Source organism: Paraburkholderia sp. BL17N1 (assembly GCF_003634175.1).
In the GTDB taxonomy this organism is placed as follows: Bacteria; Pseudomonadota; Gammaproteobacteria; order Burkholderiales; family Burkholderiaceae; genus Paraburkholderia.
The window spans coordinates 1,085,713-1,105,457 of sequence record NZ_RBIW01000002.1; the positions used below are offsets into that span (position 1 = coordinate 1,085,713).

A 19,745-nucleotide genomic window follows, 5' to 3' on the forward strand; every position below is an offset into this window, starting at 1 on the left:
CTAAATGGTCTCGGTACGGGCCGACGGGTTGGCTCATTGCAGTTCGAATTCGTCGAGGAGCGCATCGATCGCGCTCGCGGTATCGCCTGTGCCGTGCGCGTCGCGCTCGGCGAGCGCGCGGTCGATCGCGGCGGCGCAGCGCTGCAACGTGCGCTCGTCGAACAGGGTGCGTAGCGGCAGGATCAACGTCCAGTGCAGATTCGCCTGCGCGTTGGCTTGCGTCGCGAGCAGCGAGTGGCCGCCCAGCGCGAAGAAGTCATCGTCGCGGCCGATCGTGTCAACGCGCAGCACGCGCTTCCAGATCTCGGCGAGTTCACGTTCCGTCTCCGTGGCGGCCACGCAGACGGCGCTTTCTGAGGCGACCCCACGCACAGGAGCCGGCAATGCGTGACGGTCGCACTTGCCGTTCGGCGTGACCGGCAGCGCATCCATCGCGATCAGATACGAAGGCACCATGTACGACGGCAGTTGCGCGCGCAAATCGTCGAGCAGCGCCTGCGTATCGAGTGCGTTGTCCGCGCCGCACGCCACGTAGCCGATCAGTTGCTCGTCACGCATGATCACCACCGCGTCGTGCACACCCGGCGCCGCCCGCAACAGCGCTTCGATTTCGCCGGGCTCGATCCGCTGGCCGCGCAATTTCACCTGCGTATCCATGCGGCCGAGATAGTCGAGCGCGCCATCCGCGCGGCGACGCGCCAGGTCGCCGGTTCGATAGAGCCGCGCGCCGTGCGAGAACGGATCGGGCACGAAGCGCTCCGCCGTCAACGCAGCGCGGCCGAGGTAGCCGCGCGCCAGTCCCACGCCGCCCAGGTGCAGTTCGCCGATCGCGCCTTGCGGCAGCGGTTGCAACGCCGCGTCCAGCACGTGCAATTGCAGGTTGGCAATCGGGTGGCCGATCGGCACGCACGCCGCGTCCGCATCGCGCGCCTCGCACGTCCAATGCGAAACGTCGATGGCGGCTTCCGTCGGGCCATAGAGGTTATAGAGCCGCGCGTGCGGCAATTGTTTGGCGACGCGCGACACCAGTTCCGGCGCGAGCGCTTCGCCGCTGGCGACGATTCGCTCGATGCTCGCGCAGCACGCCGCCGCGTGAAAGTCTTCCAGATGAGCGACGAAGGCCGCGAGCATCGACGGCACGAAATGCAGCGTCGTAACGCGATGTGTTTCGATCGCCGCGACGAGGCGCGCCGGATCGCGATGGTCGCCGGGCGCCGCGATGGCGAGCTTCGCGCCGATGGCAAGCGGCCACACGAACTCCCATACCGACACGTCGAAACCGAACGGCGTCTTGTGCAACACGACGTCGTTTGCGTCGAGGCGATACGCGTCCTGCATCCACGCAATGCGGTTCGCCAAAGCGCGATGCGTATTGCCCGCGCCCTTGGGCTTGCCTGTGGAACCGGACGTGTAGATCAGGTAGGCAAGTTGATCGGGCGCGACTGACACGGGAGCGCTGAGCGTGAAGTCGGCGCCGCGCAGTGCGTCGACGGTGAGGATCTTCACGCCGTTGTCGCCAACCGCTGCCATGACACAGTCCAACAGATGCGGCTGCGTCAGCACGACAGCGGGTTTCGCGTCGTCGAGCAGATAGGCGATGCGGTCCGCCGGATAGTCGGGATCGACTGGTAGATAAGCGGCGCCCGCTTTGAGCACGCCGATCAGCGCCACGACCATCTCGAACGAACGCTCGACGCACAGCGCCACCGCCGTGTCCGCACGCACGCCGGCTTCGACGAGCGAGGCGGCGACGCGATCGGCGCTCGCATCGAGTTCGCCGTAGGTCATCTGCTGCGTGCGCCCTTGCGCGTCGACATATTCAAGCGCCATCGCGTCGGGTAACGCCAATGCCTTCTGTTCGAACTGGCGATGCAGCGCCTGCTGCTGTGTGTCCGGCCACACTTGCGCGGTCGAGTTGAAACGCGCCAGCACGGCCAGATCGTCGGCGGTGGAAATCGAAATCGTGCCGAGCGGTGCATCCGGATTGGCGATCAAGCCCGCGAGGCACGCGGCAAATGCGCGATGCAACGCGGCGACACGCGTTTCGTCGAGTTGCGCGGCGTCGTAACCGTAGTCGATCGTGAGCGTCGCGCCCGCTTCGATCACCAGCGTGAGCGCGAAGTCGGTTGCTTCGATATTGCGCAATTCACGCAGTTTGAGCGCGCGCTCGTCGCGTCCTTGCCATGCTTCATCCACGGGATAGTTTTCGAACACGACCAGTGTGTCGAACAGCGCGCCGCCACCCTGTCCCGCCCATTGCTGGATTTCATAGAGCGGCGTATGCGCATGCTCCGCGGCCGCGGCGTTGTCGCGCTGCAAATCGTGCAGCCACGCCGATGCCCGGCGTTGCGGCAACGGTGCGGTAATCACCGGCAGCGTGTTGATGAAAAGCCCCAGCACGGTATCGACGTCCGGCAACGCATCTGGACGACCGGCGACGGTCGCGCCGAACGCGACGGCCGTGTGATGCGTCATCCGTTGCAGCGCGAGTGCCCACGCGCCTTGCACCATCGTGTTGACGGTGACCTTCAGACGGCGCGCGGTGTCGGTGAGGCGCGCCGCAGTCGCAGCGTCGATCGTTTCCCGCCGCGTGAGATGCTGCGGTTCGCCGCCGCTCGCGGACTCGCGCCCGGCAACCCGCGTCGGTTCGTCGAGCAATGCGAGACGTTGCAGCCAGAATGCGCGCTCGCTGTCGGCGTCGCGTGCGGCCAGCCACGCGATGAAGTCGCGATAGCGCGTTTTCGCGGGCGCCGCGAACGGTTGCGGACGCGGCGGTTCGATATAGTCGCGCAGCACGTCGGCGAAGAAACGCGCCGTGCTCCAGCCGTCGAGCAGCAAATGGTGACGTGTCCAGACGAGACGCCAGGCGTCGTCCGTCATGCGGATCAGCGCGACGCGCATCAGCGGCGGCGACGTCAGATCGAAACCGCGCGCGCGATCGGCGCTGAGCCAGCTTTCGAATGCATCGTCCGCGTGCGCACCGCGCTCGCGCCAATCGAGAATCTCCACCGGCATACGCGCCTGCCGATGCACGATCTGCATCGGCGTCGCTTCGTCCGGCGTGAAGCTGGTGCGCAGAATGTCGTGGCGCAGCACGGCGGCTTCGAATGCAGTGCGCAGACGCACCACGTCCGGCTCGATCAAGGTCGCGACCAGTTGGTTCACATAGGTGGATTGCTCGGGCGCGAACAGCGAGTGGAACAGAATGCCGTGCTGCATCGGCGAAAGCGGATAGATATCGTCGACGCTGCGCAAGTCGAGCGGCACGCGTTCCAACGCGGCCTGCGTCAAGCCGCCCGCGCGTGCGAGCGGATAGTCGCCGGGCGTCGCGCCACCGCCGCGTTGCGCGAGACGCGCCGCGCATGCCGCCGTCAATGCCGCGAGCGCGCTTTCAAAGCGCTGCGCGATGGCCTCCACGGTAGCGCGCTCGAATTGCGTCGCTCCGTAGACCCAATGGATTTTGAGCGTGCGCGTGGCGTCGCCGTCGATATAGGCGTGAATCGCCAACGCGTTGCCGATCGGTCCCGCCGGATCGCGTTCGCAGCCCGCGCCGCCGAAACGCGGCACGAGCGCCGCTTCGCGCGGCGCGTCGAACTGGCCGAGATAGTTGAAGGTCACATGCGGACGCGGCACGGCGGCAAGCGTCGCGCGCGTGGCCGGGCCGCCGTAGTGGCGCAGCACGCCGAAACCGAGACCTTTGTTCGGCACCGCGCGCAGCGTGTCCTTGATCGCGCCGAGCGTGGCCGCCGGCGTGCTTTCAAGCGTGAACTGCACCGGATAGTGACTCGTGAGCCAGCCAGGACTGCGGCTCACATCGACATCGTCGAACAAAGCCTCGCGGCCGTGGCCTTCGAGTTCGATACGGCACACGGGCATGTCGAGCGACTGCGCCAAGGCCGCGATCAGCAACTCGATCATCTGCGTGCGATATGCGGCATTCGCTTCCGTCAATGCGGCGCGCGTCAGATCGGCGTTGATGGTCTGGATCACGGATTGTGCGTCGGCGTTGGTCGCCCTCGCTTGCGGACGGTCGAGCGGCAGATCGTCGTAGGGCGCGGCGAGCACGGTCCAATACGGCAGTTCGGCGGCAAACGGCGAGTGAGTCATGTCGAGCGCTGCACGTGCGAGCCGCGTCGCCCATTCCTGCGCCCCTGTTCCCGTCGACGCGAGACGCACACTGCGACGCTCGCAAGCGGCGCGATAGGCGGCATCCAGGTCGTCGAGCAACACACGCCACGTCACGCCGTCCACAATGATGTGGTGGATCGCAAGATAGAGCTTAGTCGTGCCGTCTGGCAGCAGCGCGGCCAGCGCGCAGACGAGCGGACCATGCGTCAGATCGAGCGTGCTCTGCAAGGCGTCGAATTGGGCTAGCGCGTCGGCTTCGTCGCATGCGGAACTCGCGGCAAGCGGCAGTGTTTCGAATGCGCGCTCGGCGAGTTCGAGACGCCATTCGCCTTGCGTGCCCACAGGTGTGAAACGCTGACGGAAAATTTCATGATGCGTCAGCAGCGTTTCGAACGCGCGCGCGAAAGCGTCGAAGTCGAACGGTGCTTGCGTGTCGAGTTCGATGGATTGATTCCAGTGACCACGCCGCGGAATATCCAGCGCGAAGAAACGCAGTTGCGCGGGCGTGAGCGTAGCGGAGAGCTCGCCTTTGGCGGGTGCAGCCTGTGACTTCGACACACCCGGCGCAGCCTGCGCGGTGATATCGACTGTCGTTGCGACACGTGCGACTTGCGCTAACGTTGGCGCATCGAACAGTTGTTTCGGTGTGAAGCGCACACCGCGCTTGCGCGAACGGGCGATCACCTGCAACACAAGAATTGAATCGCCGCCCAACTCGAAGAAGTTGTCGTCACGGCCCACGCGTTCGGCTTTGAGTACATCCTTCCACACTGCGGCGAGCGCTTCTTCCGTTGCGTTTTGCGGCGCATCGCCCGCGGCCGCCGAAGGCGCCGCCGCAGCCGCCAGGGCCCGCAACGCCGCACGATCCACCTTGCCGTTCGCGGTCACCGGCAGCGCGGCGACATGCTGCAACACGGCCGGCACCATGTAGTCCGGCAAGCGCGCGCTCAACGCCGCGCGCAATGCGGCTTCGTCGAAACGGGCACCACTCGTCAAGGCGACGAATGATGCCAGACGCAAACGCCCCTCATGCTCCACGGCAAGCGTTTCAGCTTGAGCGATGCCGTCGAGCGCGCGTAGTGCCGCACTGACTTCGCCAGGCTCGACGCGGTAGCCGCGAATCTTGACCTGATCGTCGAGGCGGCCCAGAAAATCCAGCCGGCGATCGGCGCGCAACCTCACGCGATCACCCGTTCGATAAAGACGCTCGCCCGGCGCGAACGGATTCGGCACGAAACGCTCAGCGGTCGCCGCGGCGCGATTCAGATAACCGCGCGCCAAACCCGGTCCGCCGAGATACAACTCGCCGATCGCGCCAGGCGGTACGCTCGCGCTCTGACCGTCGAACACGCAAGCGTAAGCGTTCGGCAGCGGCAGACCGAGCGGCACCGCTTGTGCGTTGCGCGCGCCCAGCGCACGCAACGCGGCTTGCGCGGGCGCGGATGTGTCGCACGTCAACGCGCCTACCGTCGCTTCGGTCGGTCCATAGTGATTGATTACGCGGCAGGCCGGCTTCAGTGCCGCGATCCGCTCGACCAGCGACCACGGCAGCGTTTCGCCGCCCGTCACCAGTGCATGCGCGGGCAGCACGTCGGCCGGATGCTGCGCGTCGAGCAGCGCATGCAGGTGGCTCGGCACGATCTTCAGAATGCCGACATGGCGCGTGCGCATTTCGTGGGCGAATCGATCGGGATCGAATGCGCATTGCGCGGGCAATAGATGCAGCGTGCGGCCCGAACAAAGCGCGCCGAATAGCGTCGTGTGGCCGAGGTCGGCGGCGACGGTGGAGACCATTGCCATGGATGCGTCGGCGGCGAATGCGAGTTCATCGAGCATGCCTTCGACGTAGTCGGCCAGTGCGCCATGCGAGATGACGACACCTTTCGGCGTGCCGGTCGAGCCGGAGGTGAAAATCAGGTAGGCGGCCTGGTTCGCTAGCGGTGACGTGTGCGCGATCGTGTCGTCCGCACTTGCTGACGAAGAAGCTTGTGTGAGCGTATCGAAGTCGAGCGCGTTCGCTGCGCCCACTGGCATCTCAGCTTGCGTTTTAGCCGCTGTGAGAATCCATTGCGCGCCGCATGCCTCGACGGAAGCAGCCAGACGCTCATGCGGCGCGGCAGGATCGAGCGGCACGACGTAAGCACCGGACTTCATCACACCGATCAGCGCAACCGCAAAGCGCACCGACCGCTCGATACAGACGGCCACCGGCTGCTCCACGCCGACCCCACGTTGCCGCAAAGCAGATGCGATACGGTCAGACGCAGCATCGACTTCGGCGTACGTGAGTTGCGTCTCGGCATCCGCGAGCGCGACGCGATCCGGCGTTTCACGTGCATGCCGCACGAACAACGCAATCACGTTGTCAGCGGCCGGCTGGAATTCACGGCCACGCCGCGCGGCGCGATAGTCGGCGCCATCGGCGCAATCCAGTTCGGCAATCGCGCGCCGCGGATCACGCACGGCATCGGCGACGAGCGCGGCATAGCTGTGCAGCCACGCGCGGGCGGTCGCTTCCTCGATACCGTCGAGCGCATAGGCGACGACCAGTTCGATGCCGCGCGGATCGTCGGTGAAATCGAGTGCGTAGTCGAAGCGGGCAGCGAGATCCAGACCCGGCGACATGCGCACGGAAGCGCCCGGCAATTCAGCCGACAGTTCCAGATCGAACTGCTGCGCGAACTTCACCGTGAGCCACGCGTCGCCGCGCCGCACCGGCGGCTTGGCGGCGTCGAGCACCTGATCGAACGGCACATCCTGATGCGCGAATGCGTCGAATGCGGAACGGCGCACGCTGTCGAGCAGCGCGGCGAATGATCGATCCGGCGCGACACGCGCGCGCAGTGCAAGCGTGTTGAGGAAAAGACCGACCAACGGCGCGGTCTCCGCGCGTTGCCGATGCGCGATCGGCGCGGCCACGACTATGTCGGTCGTGCCGGTCAACCGGTAAAGCCAGGCGTCGAAGGCGGCGAGCAGCACAGTGAACGGCGATGCCTGCGCGCGTCGCGCCGTTTCGCGCACGGCCTCGGAAAGCGCGACGGGCAAACGCAGCGCGACACGGCCGCCGCGATAGTCGTGTTCCGGCGAGCGTGGGCGGTCGAGCGGCAAGGCTAGCGCTTCGGGTGCATCGCACAATGCGTCGCGCCAGTATGCTAGTTGCCGTTCGCCTTCGCCGGCTGCAAGCCAGTCGCGTTGCCATTGCGCGTAGTCGGCATATTGGACAGGCAACGCGGGCAATTGCGGCTCGCTTCCCGTTGCGAACGCCGCGTAGGCGGATCGCAGTTCGTCGAAAGCGCAGCGTGAACTCCATCCGTCGCTGATCGAATGATGCGTGGTCAGCAGGAACCGCTGCGTGTTGTCGGTGAGCGTGACGAGCGCGGCCCGCACGAGTGGACCTTCAGACAGATCGAAAGTCGTGCCGACTTGCTGTTCGGTCAACGCCACCAATCGCGACGTGCGTTCGGCCTCGCCGCAAACGCGCAAATCGATTTGCGCGACCGGCACCGGCAAGCGTGCATGAATGCGCTGCATGACGATACCGTCGTCGGACTCGACCAGCGTGGTTCGCCACGCCTCATGACGCGCGATCAGACAATCGAGCGAGCGCTGCAGCGTGCCGATCTCCAGCGCGCCCTGCACGTCCCATTGCACGGCGACGTGATATGCCGCGCCGGCGTCCTCCGTTTGCGCGAGCACCCAGAACCGCTGCTGCGCGAACGAGGCGGCACGGTCGACGAACGGCGCGGCGCTGGTCTGCACCACGGCGATGGCATGCGAACCCACCGACGTTTCGGTCTCGCTGTGGTCTATCAAACACGCCAGCGCTTCGAGCGGTTGATCGTCGAACAACGCGTCGAGCCGCAGATTCACGCGCCATTGGATACGGATCGCCGCCTGCAACTGCATCGCCGCGAGCGAATCGCCGCCACGTGCGAAGAAGCGGTCGCCGCAGCCGACCGGCGCCGGGTCGCTCAGCAAGGTTTGCCAAAGCGCGGCGAGGCGCGCTTCCGTGGCGGTTCGAGGCGCCACATGATTCACATCGACAACCGCCGGCATCGTGGCAATGAAGTCGCGCAATGCCGCGCGATCGAGCTTGCCGTTCAATGTGTACGGCAGGCGCTCGAAGCGCACCCAACGATGCGGCATCCACGCCTGCGGCAGATGCGCGGCGAGATGCGCTTGCAGCGCGGCATCGTCGAGTTCGTCTTGCAGCATGACGCAGGCGATCAGTTGCGTTCGGCCGCCAGCCGTCTCGGCGAGCACACCCGCATCGGCCACTGCCGGATGCGTCAGCAGACAAGCCGCAATCTCGCCCGGTTCGACGCGCACGCCGCGCACCTGAACCTGATCGTCGATGCGGCCGAGATAGTCGAACGAGCCGTCCGCGCGTTCACGCGCGAGGTCGCCGGTGCGGTAGATCCGCGCGCCCGGTTCGCCACTCGGGTCCGGCAGAAAACGTTCAGCGGTGAGTGCCGCGCGACCGTGGTAGCCACGCGCGAGACACACGCCGCCCAGCAACAACTCACCGCTTTCACCCCGTTGCGCCGCGCCGTCGATGCGCGCCACGCGTCGCCCGATCGGCCAACCGATCGGCAGCGACGCAAAGCCATTGCCATCTTCGAGTGCCGGTGTCATGCCGGGATCGACGGGCCAGAGCATCGGTGAAATCACCGCTTCGGTCGGCCCGTAGCCGTTGACCAGACGCACCGCTGGGAACACGCGACGTATCTCGTCGAAACTGTCTTGCGACATTGCCTCTCCGCCGAACAGCAGCGTGCGCAGCGAAGGCGGTACGCCGAGGCGTTCGCAAACGTTCGCGAACTCGCGCACATAAGCGGGCGGCAGCGTCGTATTGGTGATGCCTTCGCGCAGCATGAACGCATGCGTGGTTTCCGGCGCGAACGGCGGCGGATCGCTGATCACCACGCTGCCGCCGACGGCTAGCGGTACTAACCATGCTTCGATTGACACGTCGAAATTGACCGATGCGAAATGCAGCACGCGGTCATTTGCACCGATCGGCAACGAGTCGGCCAGCGCTTCGCCGTGCGCGGCGAGCGGTCCGTGTTCGACAGCCACAGCTTTCGGCGTACCCGTCGAACCCGATGTATAGATCATGTAGGCCGCCGCGCGCGGATGCACCGGCGCTTCTTCTTCATCGCCGTCGAAACGCGGTGCTGCCGCATCTGTCGCAGCAGCGCTTGCGACGTCGAAGCATTGCGCGAAGCGCGCGCGCATCGCCGCATCGGCGGAACCGTCGACGATACCGTGCGTGAGCCCCGCGTCCCGCGCGACCCAATCGAGGCGTGCCGCCGGATGACGCGGATCGAGCGCGACGAATACGCCGCCCGCCTTCAATACAGCGAGCAACGCGACGAACAGATCGCACGACCGCGCGACGCAAACACCCACGCGCACTTCGGTCGTCACACCCGCCGCGCGCAGTTGCGCGGCAAGGCGCGCCGCGCGGCTATCCAGTTCGCCGCGCGTCAGCCGCACGGTGTGCGGCGTAAAGGACGCCAGCGCGCGCGCATCGGGATCGATGCGCGCCAGCGCGCGGATCTGGTGGTGCAACGCAATCGGGAAGCTCGTCATGGGCATGAAATCCGTTAGAACTGACCGTAAAGGCCAAGTCGCAGGCCGCAATGGGCCGCTTCATTGGTGTGACGATCCGCAATCGCAAATCTTTACCGCCTGCGCTGTTTTTATTTGGACTGCATCTTTTTGATGTGGCAGATGAGCGCGCGCGGTAAATGTTTGCTTCGCCCATTCGTCTATCAGGCGAGGGGCGTGTCTTTGCGCCCCGCTGGATGGCCGCATGCCCGCATGCGCCGCCCTTCACCGATCCATTGCGACCCACTGCGACACATTGCCGATGACCGCTGCCAACGAGCGCTACGACGCGCCACCCTCGTCTGCTTCACCTCCCTCCCACTCCGCGGGCAAGCCCGCCATGCGCCTGATCGTGGCGCTGCTCAAACGCTCTCGCGGTGCCTTCGCGATCGCGCTGACCGCCTGCGTGCTGAATGGCATCGCGAGCGTGCTGCTCGTGGCGACCTTGAGCCGCGCACTGTCGCAAACAGGCGCCGCCGATATGTCGCTCGCCATGCGTTTCGCGGTGTGCGCGGTCGTCGCGCTCGTCACGCGCGTGATCACCGGCGTGCTGTTCGCGCGCCTCTCACAAGACACGATGGCGCAGTTGCGTGAGCACGTCGCGCGGCGCGTCGCGGAGGCCGAGCTGCGCGATGTCGAACGGATCGGCGCGGCGCCCGTGCAGTCCGTGCTGACCGACGACGCCACCAACGTGTCGATGCTGTTCTTCGCATTGCCGAATCTGGTGATGCACGGCTCGATCGTGTTCGGCTGCCTCGGTTATCTGGCGTGGCTGTCGTGGCCGGTTTGTCTGCTCGCGGTCGCCGCGATCCTGGTCGGCTCCTTCGGCTATCACGCCGGCGACAAGCGCGCGATCGCTTCGCTCGAAGCCGCGGGCCGCTCGCAGGACAAACTGTTCGGCTATCTCGGCGCGCTCTTCACCGGCGCGAAGGAACTGAAGCTGCATCAGGCGCGTTCGCGTCAATTCGTGGACGGCCAGCTCGGCTCGGCCATCGACGAAGTGCGAGATCACCGGCGTCGCGCGTTCAGCGCGTATGCGGTCGGCGTCGGCTGGATCGTGTTCCTGTTCTATGTGTTCCTGGGTGTCGCGGCATTCTGGCCGGCACTCGGCGTGCACGCCGATGCGCCGTCGGCATCTGGCTACGTGGTGGTGTTCCTGTTCATGCTGCTGCCGCTGGACGGCCTGCTCAACAACGTGCCGACACTGAATGCCGCGCGCGTCTCGCTCGATCGTATCGAGAAGGTGATGGGCGAATTCGGCGCGCTGCGCACCTCGCCACCGCCCGACGAAAATGCTTCGCACGCACCGTATCGCACGCTCACGCTCAGCAACGTCACGCACTCGTACTTTCATGAGCGCGACGAGCGGATGTTCCGGGTCGGGCCGGTCAATCTGACCTTCAGGCCGGGTGAGCTGGTGTTCATCGTCGGCGGCAACGGCAGTGGCAAGACGACGCTCGCGAAAGTGCTGACCGGTCTCTATGAACCAGAAGACGGCACGATCGAACTGGACGGCAAGCGGGTCGGCTTTGCTGAGCGCGCCGCGTATCGTCAGCGCTTTACCGCTGTGTTCAACGATTTCCATCTGTTCGACGCGCTGCTTGGCATCGTCGAACCGAACGATGCCTCACGCGCGCAGGCGGATGCCCGCGCCAATGCGCTGGTCGCGAAGCTCGCGCTCGATCACAAGGTGCAGGTCGTGAACGGCGCGTTCTCCACGCGTGCGCTCTCTACCGGTCAGCGCAAACGCCTCGCGCTGGTGGTCGCGTATCTGGAAGACCGGCCCTTCTATCTGTTCGACGAATGGGCGGCCGATCAGGACCCGCAGTTCAAAGCGGTGTTCTACGAGCAACTGCTGCCGGAGTTGCGCTCGCGCGGCAAGACCGTGCTGGTGATCAGCCACGATGACCGCTACTTCCATCTCGCGGACCGTGTGTTGAAGCTGGAGAACGGCAGTATCGTCAGCGAGACGCATGGTTCGGCACAAGCGGTGCAAAACCCGGCGGTGGCCAACGGTACGATGGGGTGATGATCTGAAGGATGGCTCGTTGGGCGCTGGTGGTCCGGCGCCCAGCGGGCTTACGCATCTCGCGTAACGAATAGGGACGCATCGCCCGCCTTCGCGGCTTGCTCCACGCATTTTTTATATCTTCATTGCATTGGCCTGTCGAATCCTTGCGCATTCGATCGTCGTAGTGTTGAAGTCACCGAATGCATGTCTTCCGACGAAACAGGTGGCCGACCTTTCTGACAGGAGAAACAAAATGCGCGTGATGGTCATGGTCAAGGCAACCCCCGAATCCGAAACGGGTCAACTGCCCAGAAAGGAAGATTTCGCGGCGATGGGCCGATTCAACGATGAACTGGTCAAGGCCGGCATCCTCGTCGATTGCGACGGTCTGAAGCCCAGTTCGAAGGGCGTGCGGGTGAAGTTTTCCGGCAAGGATCGAAGCGTCGTCGACGGTCCGTTCGCCGAAACCAAGGAGTTGGTTGCCGGCTTCTGGATCTGGCAAGTGCGGTCCATGGAAGAAGCAATCGAATGGGTGCGCCGGTGCCCGAACCCGATGCCGAGCGACTCGGAAATCGAAATTCGTCCCTTCTACGAGGCCGCCGACTTTGGAGAAGCGTTCAAGCCCGAACTCCAGGAAAGCGAGGCGCGGCTGCGACAGCAGATCGAATCCAATCAAGGTACACAACGCCGTTGATGATTCGTGTCCGAGCCGATTGGATTGCGGACCGACTACCGGACGGAGTGACAGGATCGTGTTGGAGGCTGGCTGGATTCCCACGCCTGGCCTCTGCACGAACCGGCTCGTCGTCGAATTAGCGCTCCTGCTTCCTGACACCCGGCGCCGGCAACGACAGCAACGTATCTGTCATCGTATCGGCGAGCCGCAGCGCCGACATCGGTCCGCCAAAACCCCAGATATTCCGCTCGACAAGCCCGACGCGTCCCGCGCTGCGAGCCGGCACGAAACGCCAGATCGGCGAATCGAGTTTGGTGGCGAGCGGGACATCCGTTTCAGTCGCACTGACGAACAGCACGGTCAGCTTCGGCTTCTTCAACAGATCTTCCGAACTCACGTACGCGGTGCCTTCGCGCGTCGCCTCAGCGGGCCACAAATTGAGCCCGAGCGCATGCGCGACACCCGCTGCCGTGCTGTTGCCGGTGAACGCCCAGTAGCGGTCCGGCAAGCCCAGCTCCTGCAACCACGCTACCTGTTCGCCGCGACGGCCCGCTTCGGCGAGGCGCTGCGCGTCGCGGGCGAATCCTGCGTCGACCCTGGCTTCGACGGCGCGCGCCGCCTCCTCGCGTCCTGTCAGACAGCCGATGGTGCGCAGAATCTTGCGGCCCCAATCGAGTTGCGTGACGCGGGAGCCGTCTTCGGTAAAGTTCGGACCGTATTTGAACAGCACGGTCGGCGCAATGCGCTCTAACGCAACAAAAATCGGCGCATGACGCAATCCGACGCCGAGGATCAGATCGGGCTTGACCGCCGCAATCGCCTCGAGACTCGGCTCCTGACGCGTGCCGATATCGGGCACCGACGCAAGACGCGCATTGTCGTAACCGATCCACACCGGGTAATACTCGGGATCGGCCATACCGACCGGCGTGATGCCGACGGCTGCGAGGTCTTCGGCGAACATGAATTCGAGGACGACGATGCGCTTCGGCCGTGTGGGCAACGACGGGCTCGCTTGCGAGACGATCGGGTTGTCGGCGAGCGGCTTGCAGGTTTGCTGCTGCGCTTGTGCGGTGTTTGGGTGAGTCGGGCTGCTTGTGCCTGCAGCGGCCGCTGCGCCGCTGCTACCTTGTGCAAATGCATACGCGTTGGAAAACAGCGTGGCCGCCATCACCGCATGCGTGCAAAGCTGCCTGAAACGCCGAGCTTTCTTTTCGCGGCGCGACCGTGGCATTGAGGGCGTCGTTAGCTTAATCACTGTCAATGCGAAGCGGCCTGCAATGCGATTTCCGCATCGCTCATCGTCAATAGCAAGGGGCAGCGTCCACACAATTGCGTCTCTCCAGGAATTTCATAACGTACGCAGCACACGCGCCGTGCGCTGAACGGATTCGGCAAACTCGCGGCGCGCGGTTTTGCCGGGCGCACAGGCAGACGCAGCGGATTGGTCGCGCCATCGGCAGCGATCGGACCGAAGAGCCACGCGATGTCGCCCGTCAGATCGAATTGCGGCGCGCATTGTTCGAACAGGTAGTCCAGCAGATTGCCGGCGTTGCTCCACAACACGCGCGGCGCAATTTTTGTCATTGCGCACAGCGTCTCGATCACCGAATCCAGATGATCGACCAGCGGCGCAAAACGGCGCGCCGGATCGCACTCAACCGGCTGCAATGCGTCGGGCGCGAAAAACGCGGCGATGGGTAGACCGTCGCGCAGCACGACATGCGTTTTGTCAGGCGACATCGCAAGCGGCCGGCGCAGCAACGCTGCCGCAACGAATCCTGCCGTCGCCGTAAAACCGAAGTAGTACTTGGTCCATTGCGACAACAACGCACGAGCATGCGTTTCGCGCTCGCCGCCGTAGAGCGTGACCATTGCATCGAGCAATTCGGCGCGATACCCGGCCAACTCGCTGACGCGAATCACGCTCAGCGACGCGGTTGCGTCGCCGGCGAGTGCGGCTTCCTCGATCGCGTTCGGCGTGCCGAGCCACACATGCTCGAGATAATGCGCGATCGACTCCGGCGCAAACTGCGCGAAGCACTGCGCGCGCTCATCGTCGTCGCGTTGCCGCATCACCGTTTGCCCCGCTTCTCGCGCCTAGCCTCCACAATCAGCAGCGCAAGCAGATAAGGCGCGCCGATCAACGCGGTCAGCAAGCCGGCGGGAATTTCGCGCGGCGCCAGCAGCGTGCGCGCCGCGATATCGGCCACGACCAGCACCAGCGCCCCGCACGCCGCCGCGAGCCACAAGCGCGTGCGATGAGCCCGCGCGCCGAGCATGGACGCCAGATGCGGCGCCATCAAGCCGATAAAGCCCACCGGTCCCACCGCGGCCACGGCGGCGCACGTGGCAAGCATCGCCACGGTCAGCACCAGCGGACGCAGCACGTCGATCGGCAAGCCCAGCGAGGCGGCCTGGTCGTCGCCCAAGGCAAGCAGATCGAGCGGCCGCGCGAGCAGCGCGAACACCGGCACGGCCAGCACGCACCATGGCAGCAACGTCGTCACTTCGCCCCAACTGCGCCCGTACGTGCCGCCCACCAGCCACACGACGAAGCGCGCGGGCTGCACGCTTTGCTGCGTGATGAGCCATTGCGACAGCGTCGTCCACAGCGTGCCGATGACGATGCCCGTCAGCGCGACCGCGAGCGGCGCATAGCGATGCCGGCGATTCAGCAGCAGCGTCAGGGCCAGCGTGACGCCGCCACCCGCGAGCGAAGCGGCGGCCAGCGTCGAATGGGCGGCAAGCGGCCACATCACGAGCGCGGCGAGCGTCGCGAGGCCCGCGCCCTGTGTCACGCCGAGAACCTCCGGTCCGGCAAGCGGATTGCGCACAATGCTTTGCATCAGCACCCCGCTCGCGGCGAGCAGCGCGCCCGCGAGCAATGCGCAGATGAGGCGCGGCAAGCGCAGGTCGAGCAACATCCACGCGAGTTCGTCGCGGTGATCGAACGCTGCGAGCCAGCGCTGCACACCGATCGTCGTGGGACCGAACGATGCGCCCGCACAGACGAGCACGACGCCGAGCAGCACCAACAGGCATGCTGTCAGCGGCCACGGCCACGCATCGATCGCGCGCACGAAGCGTGTGCCCGCTCGCGCGACCGCGCGCTCCTGACCAGCGTGCAACGCGCCCGACCACGCGGCGCCGCTGCGGATCATCGCGAGCATCAACGGTGTGCCGACGAAGGCAATCGCCACACCGGTCGAAAGCGTCGCGTCGAGATCGAGCGCCTGCACGGCGCTATCGGTGACGAGCACCAGCGCGCCGCCGACCAGCGCCGACAAGGGCACGAGCGCGGCCAGCCGCGACGCTTTCGCGCCACGCATTTGACGCAGCAGGTTCGGCGCGATCAGGCCGACATACGACAGCGGTCCGGCAACGCTGACCGCGACGCTCGCGAAGCCCACCGCGACCACCATCGCCGCGAGCCGGGTGGCATCCACGCGAACGCCGGCTGCCGCTGCGGCGTCGTCACCCAGGGCGAGCGGATCGAGTGGACGAATCACGAAGGGCAACGCGATCAGCGGCAGCACGAGCCAGGACGCGGCGATCTTGAGCCCCGCCGCGCCGGGTTGATAAAGACTGCCGCTCGCCCACAACGACACGCCGACGATGCTCTGCTCGAAGAACGCGAGAATCAGCGTAGTCAGTGCGGAGAACAGCAGCATGCAGACGCTGCCGGCGAGCACGAGCCGCAACGGCGTGGCGCGCCAGCCGCCGGCCGCCGCGGCCACGCACGCGGCCGCGCCGAGACCACACACGAACAGCAGCGGCACGGACGCCACGCCCGCGAGCGACGGCACCAGCATCGCGGCAAGCAAGCCGAGTTGCGCGCCGCCGGTGATGCCGAGCAGATCCGGCGAAGCCAAGGGATTGCGCGTGAGCGATTGAAACAAGGTGCCGGCCACCGCGAGGCAGCCGCCCGCCACGAGGGCCGCCAGAATGCGCGGCACGCTCAGGTCGAACAGCAGAATGCCGGCAAGTTGCGCGGCATCGCTGCCCGCGGGCGCGGCCAGCCATGTGCGGAAACCGGGCACAAGCCGCATCACCGCCACGATGACGATCAACGCGACGAGTGCTGCGCCGATTGTCGTGACGCGGCTTTTGACAGGCGCGCGATAGCTGTCCATCGCTGGCGTGCTATGGCGCAGGCGTTTGCGTGCGGCAAGCGTCGTCATGCGGCGACGTCCTTGCTCATCGTTTCCTCGCGGACGGAGGCGGCGTCGGCGTGGTTGTCCATGAAGTCGCCTTCATACGCCGGTACGCACATCGGCGCGCCCGTTTGCGGGTGGGCGATCTTGAGCATCGGCACGCCAAAGGTCTCGTTCAGATGACGCGGGTCGAGCATCGCATCAGGTGAGCCTTGTGCGACGATGCGGCCGGCGCGCATCAACACGATTTCGTCGCTGTAGGCCGCCGCCTGATTCAGGTCGTGCAGCACCCACACGATCGTCAGGCCGCGCTCGCGATTCAGGCGCCGCAGTTCACGCAGAATATCCAGTTGATGATGGATGTCGAGATACGTGGTCGGTTCGTCGAGCAGCACGATCGGCGCCTGTTGCGCGAGCGCCATTGCGATCCACGCGCGTTGCCGTTCGCCGCCCGAGAGCGCGGCGACATCGCGCGCGGCGTCGTCGGCGAGACCGCTGGTCACGAGCGCTTCGTCGATCGCCGCGTGGTCGGTGCGCGAGAATCCGCGCAGCCAGCCGCCGTGCGCGTAACGGCCATACGCGACCAACTCGCGCACGGTGAGGCCGGAGGGGATCTGGTTGAACTGCGCGAGCATGGTGAGCGTGCGCGCCAGCGCGCGGCGCCGGTGCGAAGCGAGCGGCACACCGTTCACTTCGACGCTGCCGGACAGCGCCGGTTGCAAGCCGGCAAGCGTGCGCAGCAGCGTGCTTTTGCCGCAGCCGTTCGGTCCGCACAACGCCGTGACGCGGCCGGCCGCGATGTTCAGATTCAGACCGTGGAGCACGACGTGATCGCGGTAGCCGACCGTCAGCGAATGCGCTGCAAGCGCCGCGCCCTGCGATTTTGTCATTGCGCGGCCGTCCGCTTTTCGCCTTCGGCTTCGCTGTAGCTTCGAGCCATCGCGACCACGACTTTGCGCGGGCCTTCGAACGGATCGCGTGCGTGCGCCGTCAGCATGTTGTCGAGCATCAACACGTCGCCGGTTAGCCACGGGAACACGATCCGTTGCTGATCGAGCACGCCGCGAATTTCCGCGAGCGCCTCGGCTTCGAGCGGTTCGCCGTCGCCGTAATAGACGTTGCGCGGTATGTTTTCGAGGCCGACGGAATCGATCAGCGCCTCCTGCATGTCTTCGTCAAGCGACGAAAGATGGAACAGATTCGCCTGATTGAACCAGACACGCTCGCCGGTGTGCGGATGGCGCGCTACTGCCTGGCAACGCTCGCGCGTTCGCAGCAGCAGTTCGCCGTCTTCGCTGTCGCGCCATTCGCATTCGATGCCGCGCGCGCGGCAAATCTGCTCGACGGTGCGCGGGTCGTCCGAACCGAACGCCTGCTCCCACGGCAGATCGAGCCCTTGCCCGAAGTTGCGCACGTAGAGCAGTTCACGCTTCGCAAAGCGCTCGACCAGCGCCGGGTCGAGTGCACGATAGATCGCGCGGCTATCGGCGATCGGCGTCGCGCCACCGCTGCGCGCGGCGAGCGCGCAATGGAACCAGATACGCAGCGGCCATTCGCGCGTGTACGACTGCTCGTTATGCAAAGGAATCGAGCGATGCGGCGGATACTCCGTCGAGGTATATACCGCGCCTTCCACCTGGCTGCGCGGCGTCGAAGCGAACTCATAACCGATCAGCGGATGCCCGAACGAGCCCGCGAAACTTTGAAACGCGTCGATCGAGGCCACGCGAAAACCCGTGAACAGCACGCCGCCCGCGCGCTCGAGCGTGTCGTCGACGATCGAACGCAGAAGCGGCGCCGCTTCCTCCAAAGACATCTCGGTGCCGGCGCGCGGCGAGACGACAGTCGGCAAGCCCGGCTCGATCGATAAATCGGCGAGCGTGGGCAGCGGCATGGAAAGCATGGTCATACTCTGAATCCTTTTGCTGAAGCGGCGCGGTTGGCACACAGCCGATCCGCTCGATGGCACTGCGCGTGCTTTAGGCCGTCACGTTCTTCAGGCCGTTGCGTCCATGTGTCTGCGCAAGCTGGCTGGACGCATGTCGGTCCACACAGTCTCGATGTGCGCGAGGCATTCGGCTTTCTGGCCACGCACGCCCACTTCGCGCCAGCCGGCCGGCACGTCGCGGAAAGTCGGCCAGATCGAGTACTGCTCTTCGTCGTTGATGACGACGGTGTAGACGAGGTCGTCCGCCTCGCCGGCTGTGGCGCTGGAAGTCTGCTGTGCTTGCGTCATGATGAAAGGCTCAGTCGATGAAAGGTCAGGAAGCGCCCGGACCGCCCACTGGCATGTCCCGGCACCGCGGCGCGGGCATTCGCTCACGCACTGCTTCTAATCAGTTGACGTTTGATGCGCGCGCTTTTTTACCGGCGGCGCGCGCGGCCGCTGCAGAACGCGGGGCCGGCCACGCCGCGATTGCAGGCGTCGAGGCAATCGGCGCAATGCTTCTCGGCGTCCCGCACCATGAAATGCACCAGCGTCTGCGAGACGTCGAGAGCGCGCGCGGTGTTTTGCAGCGTTTCCTCGCGCAGGCGCACCATTTCGAAGGCGGCGCGGCTGCGCGGCGGCAGTTGCTCCAGCGCGTTGTAGACGTGCCGCAGCGTGTCGCGCACGAGCAGCGCCGCCTCCGGCGAAGGTTCCGGCGATGGCACGTGCAGGCCGTCGTCTTCGTCGGCGTGATAGGTGTTTTCGAGGCTCTGGCGGCGGAAGGCGTCGATCGACGCATTGCGCACCATGCGCGTGACGTAGGCGACTGGCTGACGCACGGCGTCCTGGTCGGGAAAGTCGACCAGTTTGATGAAGACGTCGTGCACCACATCTTCCGCGAGACTCGCGCAACCCACGAAGCCGCGCGCCAGATTGACGAGCATCGGCCGGTTGTCGATCAGCACGTCGAGCAGCGTGCCCTTCTTCCAATCGACCGCGCGCGCGTGATTGCGCGGGCGCCGCGAAACCGGTGGACAGGCGCCTGCGGCGTTGAGAACCGATATCGGCATCGCTGTTGAAGGCTCTCGCCGAACGAGCACCTCAGCCATAGATTCGCTCCGCTGTCTCAAGGATGGAGCGCCAATCTAACGTAAACGCGAATCATTCTCAATCAAGATTTAGAATAACCTTACAATTTTCAATAGCTTTGTCTGATGCATTCCAGATGCATAA

General features: G+C 65.5%; 10 protein-coding genes. 2 read left to right on the forward strand and 8 right to left on the reverse strand.

Annotation, left to right across the window (positions count from 1 at the left end; translation table 11 throughout):
* Window positions 1-33: 33 nt before the first annotated feature.
* A complete protein-coding gene (locus tag B0G82_RS24810) occupies window positions 34-9,723 on the reverse strand; it encodes a non-ribosomal peptide synthetase (RefSeq protein ID WP_121310827.1) in 9,690 nt (3,229 codons plus the stop codon).
* A 280-nt stretch (window positions 9,724-10,003) separates the two neighbouring features.
* On the opposite strand from B0G82_RS24810, the gene B0G82_RS24815 reads away from it, so the two are divergent.
* A complete protein-coding gene (locus B0G82_RS24815) occupies window positions 10,004-11,770 on the forward strand; it encodes a cyclic peptide export ABC transporter (protein ID WP_121309369.1) in 1,767 nt (588 codons plus the stop codon).
* 235 nt (window positions 11,771-12,005) lie between these two features.
* Window positions 12,006-12,446, forward strand: coding sequence for a YciI family protein (locus B0G82_RS24820; RefSeq protein ID WP_121309370.1), 441 nt, complete (start codon window positions 12,006-12,008; stop codon window positions 12,444-12,446).
* Window positions 12,447-12,564: 118 nt separating this feature from the next.
* Here the strand turns inward: B0G82_RS24820 and B0G82_RS24825 are convergent, their stop codons facing one another.
* From B0G82_RS24825 to B0G82_RS24855, 7 genes are all read right to left on the reverse strand, one after another.
* Window positions 12,565-13,662 (reverse strand): iron-siderophore ABC transporter substrate-binding protein, encoded by a 1,098-nt coding sequence (locus B0G82_RS24825; RefSeq protein ID WP_121309371.1) that lies wholly within the window; start codon window positions 13,660-13,662, stop codon window positions 12,565-12,567.
* A 26-nt stretch (window positions 13,663-13,688) separates the two neighbouring features.
* A complete protein-coding gene (gene fhuF, locus B0G82_RS24830; RefSeq protein ID WP_121309372.1) occupies window positions 13,689-14,504 on the reverse strand; it encodes a siderophore-iron reductase FhuF in 816 nt (271 codons plus the stop codon).
* Window positions 14,504-16,612 carry a Fe(3+)-hydroxamate ABC transporter permease FhuB gene (gene fhuB / locus B0G82_RS24835; RefSeq protein WP_121309373.1) on the reverse strand — a complete coding sequence of 703 codons (2,109 nt, stop codon included), beginning with the start codon at window positions 16,610-16,612 and terminating at the stop codon, window positions 14,504-14,506. Before fhuB ends, fhuF begins: the two co-directional genes overlap by 1 nt.
* Window positions 16,609-17,475 (reverse strand): ABC transporter ATP-binding protein, encoded by an 867-nt coding sequence (locus B0G82_RS24840; RefSeq protein ID WP_121309374.1) that lies wholly within the window; start codon window positions 17,473-17,475, stop codon window positions 16,609-16,611. The genes fhuB and B0G82_RS24840 overlap by 4 nt, the downstream gene beginning before the upstream one ends.
* Entirely contained in the window at window positions 17,472-18,494 is a 1,023-nt protein-coding gene (locus B0G82_RS24845) for a TauD/TfdA family dioxygenase (protein WP_121309375.1), read from the reverse strand. The genes B0G82_RS24840 and B0G82_RS24845 overlap by 4 nt, the downstream gene beginning before the upstream one ends.
* Before the next feature lie 87 nt (window positions 18,495-18,581).
* Window positions 18,582-18,821 (reverse strand): MbtH family NRPS accessory protein, encoded by a 240-nt coding sequence (locus B0G82_RS24850; RefSeq protein WP_121309376.1) that lies wholly within the window; start codon window positions 18,819-18,821, stop codon window positions 18,582-18,584.
* Between the two features lie 128 nt (window positions 18,822-18,949).
* Window positions 18,950-19,621 carry an RNA polymerase factor sigma-70 gene (locus tag B0G82_RS24855; protein WP_116122989.1) on the reverse strand — a complete coding sequence of 224 codons (672 nt, stop codon included), beginning with the start codon at window positions 19,619-19,621 and terminating at the stop codon, window positions 18,950-18,952.
* Window positions 19,622-19,745: the final 124 nt, after the last annotated feature.

Coding starts and splice junctions, on each gene's coding strand:
- B0G82_RS24810 (WP_121310827.1), bottom strand. CDS start 9,723: ATGACGAGCTTCCCGATTGCGTTGCACCACCAGATCCGCGCGCTGGCG.
- B0G82_RS24815 (WP_121309369.1), top strand. CDS start 10,004: ATGACCGCTGCCAACGAGCGCTACGACGCGCCACCCTCGTCTGCTTCA.
- B0G82_RS24820 (WP_121309370.1), top strand. CDS start 12,006: ATGCGCGTGATGGTCATGGTCAAGGCAACCCCCGAATCCGAAACGGGT.
- B0G82_RS24825 (WP_121309371.1), bottom strand. CDS start 13,662: ATGCCACGGTCGCGCCGCGAAAAGAAAGCTCGGCGTTTCAGGCAGCTT.
- fhuF (WP_121309372.1), bottom strand. CDS start 14,504: ATGCGGCAACGCGACGACGATGAGCGCGCGCAGTGCTTCGCGCAGTTT.
- fhuB (WP_121309373.1), bottom strand. CDS start 16,612: ATGACGACGCTTGCCGCACGCAAACGCCTGCGCCATAGCACGCCAGCG.
- B0G82_RS24840 (WP_121309374.1), bottom strand. CDS start 17,475: ATGACAAAATCGCAGGGCGCGGCGCTTGCAGCGCATTCGCTGACGGTC.
- B0G82_RS24845 (WP_121309375.1), bottom strand. CDS start 18,494: ATGACCATGCTTTCCATGCCGCTGCCCACGCTCGCCGATTTATCGATC.
- B0G82_RS24850 (WP_121309376.1), bottom strand. CDS start 18,821: ATGACGCAAGCACAGCAGACTTCCAGCGCCACAGCCGGCGAGGCGGAC.
- B0G82_RS24855 (WP_116122989.1), bottom strand. CDS start 19,621: ATGGCTGAGGTGCTCGTTCGGCGAGAGCCTTCAACAGCGATGCCGATA.